The organism is Xenorhabdus innexi (assembly GCF_002632485.1).
Taxonomy (GTDB): domain Bacteria; phylum Pseudomonadota; class Gammaproteobacteria; order Enterobacterales; family Enterobacteriaceae; genus Xenorhabdus; species Xenorhabdus innexi.
Map to the genome: position 1 here is coordinate 1 of NZ_NIBU01000137.1, position 2,680 is coordinate 2,680.

Genomic DNA, 2,680 nt, shown 5'->3' on the forward strand with positions numbered 1-2,680 from the left:
TGGTCAGGTCAGCCACATCCGCCAGATAGCCTTGCTGCATCCGGAACGGTTGTTCAGTGAGTGGCTGCAATTTGCCACCGAACTGGCAACGTTTTCCCAGCACCGCATCCCGGATGAAAATCTGCCCCGTTATGATCATGACAACCTGACCCGGTGTTTTAATAAACTGATGTTCCTTTTGCGTCAGGGGCTGTCCATCATTATGGAAGAGCACGCCATCCAGTTACCGCTGACCGAATATTCGCATGGGCTGAATATCGCCACCCTGCCACATGCCAATATGGTACAGACATTCAGCTTTATTCTGGCGATCCATGCCGAAGTTGCCAATGACACCCTGATGAGCCACTTTCCGGCACAGATGAAAATTGCCCCTGTTGGTCGCATTCGTGAATTAGTGCAGTTGCAGTTACCCGGCATTCCCCTACGCGCCTTACCCGCCGTGCCACGGCAAATTCCCTGGCACTCCGGCTATGTTTATTTCGAACTGGAAAAAGAGGGTGAGCTGTGGAAGCAAATGGATAAAGCCGGGGGATTTGCCCTGCATCTGGCGGGAGAGTTTCCCGGTTTACAGATGGAGTTTTGGGCTATCCGTGACCAGCCTAAACAGAGGTAACGAGAGCAATGATGAAAACAGCCACCCAGCAGACTGATCCGACATGGTTTTCTGATGAACCCCATGATAATCCGTTGGTAACGGCAGCCAACCCGCTGCTGAATACCTTACCCAAACTCCGGCATACTACCTCTCATCCGGCCCCTGCTGCATTGCGGCAACATTTGATCGAGGAAGTCCGGCGCTTTGAAGTGGCCTGCCAACAGGCAGAGCAACCCTATGAAGTGATTATCGGTGCACGTTATTGCCTGTGCACCGCCTTAGACGAAGCCGCCGCTCTGACCCCATGGGGCAGCCGCAGTGTCTGGTCAGGCAGCGGATTACTGGTCACATTCCACAATGAAACCTGGGGCGGGGAAAAATTTTTCCAACTGCTGGCCAAATTATCCCAAAGCCCCAAAGAGCATCTGTGGCTGCTGGAATTGATTAATTTTTGCCTCCTGCTCGGCTTTGAAGGACGCTACCGGATTATGGATAACGGCCACTCTCAGCTGGAAACGCTGAAACAACGTCTGTACCAGTTAATTCATTCCATCCGGGGCCATTATCCGGCGGCGCTGTCCCCCAGTCTGCAATTACTCAAGAGACCCCATCCCCGCTGGAAGCCGCTTTTACCACTGTGGGTTGGCATACTCCTGCTGGGCTTTCTAGGTTGTCTGCTGTATATCGGCCTGAACTGGCGACTGGAAAATGTCACAACCCCGGTTTTATCCGCCATCTATAAGATCCATCTACCCGAGGTGCCCGAGAAAAAAATAGCGCCGCCACCGCCAATGCCGCCGAAAGAGAAGCCGTTAAATCTCAAAAGCCGATTACAGCCTGAAATCGATGCCGGATTCTTGACCGTAACGATGAATGATAAGGATGTGATTACGCTGGAAGGGGATGGGCTATTCCGGTCGGGATCAGCCCGAATCAAGAAAAATGATTTATACATCATCAAGCGCATTGCTGAAGAAATCAACCATAACTCCGGTGACATTTTAGTTGTCGGCTATACCGATAATGTCCCCATTTATGCGTCGCCCTTTAAATCCAATTACGCATTGTCACTGGCCCGAGCCAAATCAGTTCAAAAAGAACTCCAGCGTTATCTGGATCAGCCGGAACGCGTCAAAGTAGCCGGTAAAGGGGCCAGCGATCCCTTAGTCCCCAATGATTCGCCCGCAAACCGCGCCAAAAACAGACGGGTCGAAATCACACTGTTAGTTTCTCCTGATGCCCAATTAAGGTGAGGAAACTCAGATGGTAAAGGTGCTTCTTTCGATTATCACCAGCCGACTGACCTGGAGCTTTATCGGGTTCACACTGCTGGCCCTCATTATCGGTTTCTGGGGGCCGATTATTGCGGTTGGGGATATCGTTCCGTTTAAATCATTGGCAATACAGGTCGCCACCATTACTTCTCTGTATTTTGTCTGGATTTTTAGTTCACTGATTCCCCACCTATACCGGCGCTGGCTGAATAAGAAACAGGCGCATCAGTTAGACAGTTTAGATGAGAGTAGTACAGAAAAAGAACAGGAAACCACTTCCCATGAAACGTCTCTGCCCTTGTCCGAACAGTTTACAAATGTCCGGAGGTTATTGCGCAAAGCTTATTTATCCGGCCTACAGGGGAACAAACCCGGCCTGCGCGGCTTTTTCAGCCGCCAGTATCTGTACCAGTTACCCTGGTATCTGGTTATCGGGGCACCGGGCTCCGGTAAGACCACGGCACTGGCAAATTCCGGCCTGAATTTTCCCTTATCAGATTATTTCGGCAAATCCGCCCTGTGCAATCTACAGGACAGGCAAAACTGTAACTGGTGGTTCACCACGGAGGCCGTTCTGCTGGATACTGCCGGGCGCTATACGAATCCACAAGCCCAGTCGTCCCATATCGGGGAATGGAAAACCTTTATTCACCTGCTGAAAAAATACCGGCCCCGTCAGCCCATCAACGGGGTTATCCTTACGCTCAGTGTGGAAGACCTGCTGAATCCCTCGGCAGAAGCCCGTGATCAACACGCCTATCTGTTACGCAGGCGTTTATCCGAACTCCATGAAAAATTTAAGATCACC

The 2,680-nt window shown here is 51.2% G+C and carries 3 protein-coding genes; all 3 read left to right on the forward strand.

Annotation, left to right across the window (positions count from 1 at the left end):
- On the forward strand, window positions 1-616 hold a 616-nt coding region (tssK, locus tag Xinn_RS20395), incomplete at its 5' end, for a type VI secretion system baseplate subunit TssK (RefSeq protein ID WP_099137790.1).
- 8 nt (window positions 617-624) lie between these two features.
- Complete coding sequence (locus tag Xinn_RS20400; protein ID WP_422645969.1) at window positions 625-1,851, forward strand: DotU family type VI secretion system protein; 1,227 nt, start codon at window positions 625-627, stop codon at window positions 1,849-1,851.
- A 10-nt stretch (window positions 1,852-1,861) separates the two neighbouring features.
- The coding region (locus Xinn_RS20405) for a type VI secretion protein IcmF/TssM N-terminal domain-containing protein (protein WP_280176159.1) at window positions 1,862-2,680 on the forward strand (819 nt) is incomplete at its 3' end.

Coding starts and splice junctions, on each gene's coding strand:
- Xinn_RS20400 (WP_422645969.1), top strand. CDS start 625: ATGATGAAAACAGCCACCCAGCAGACTGATCCGACATGGTTTTCTGAT.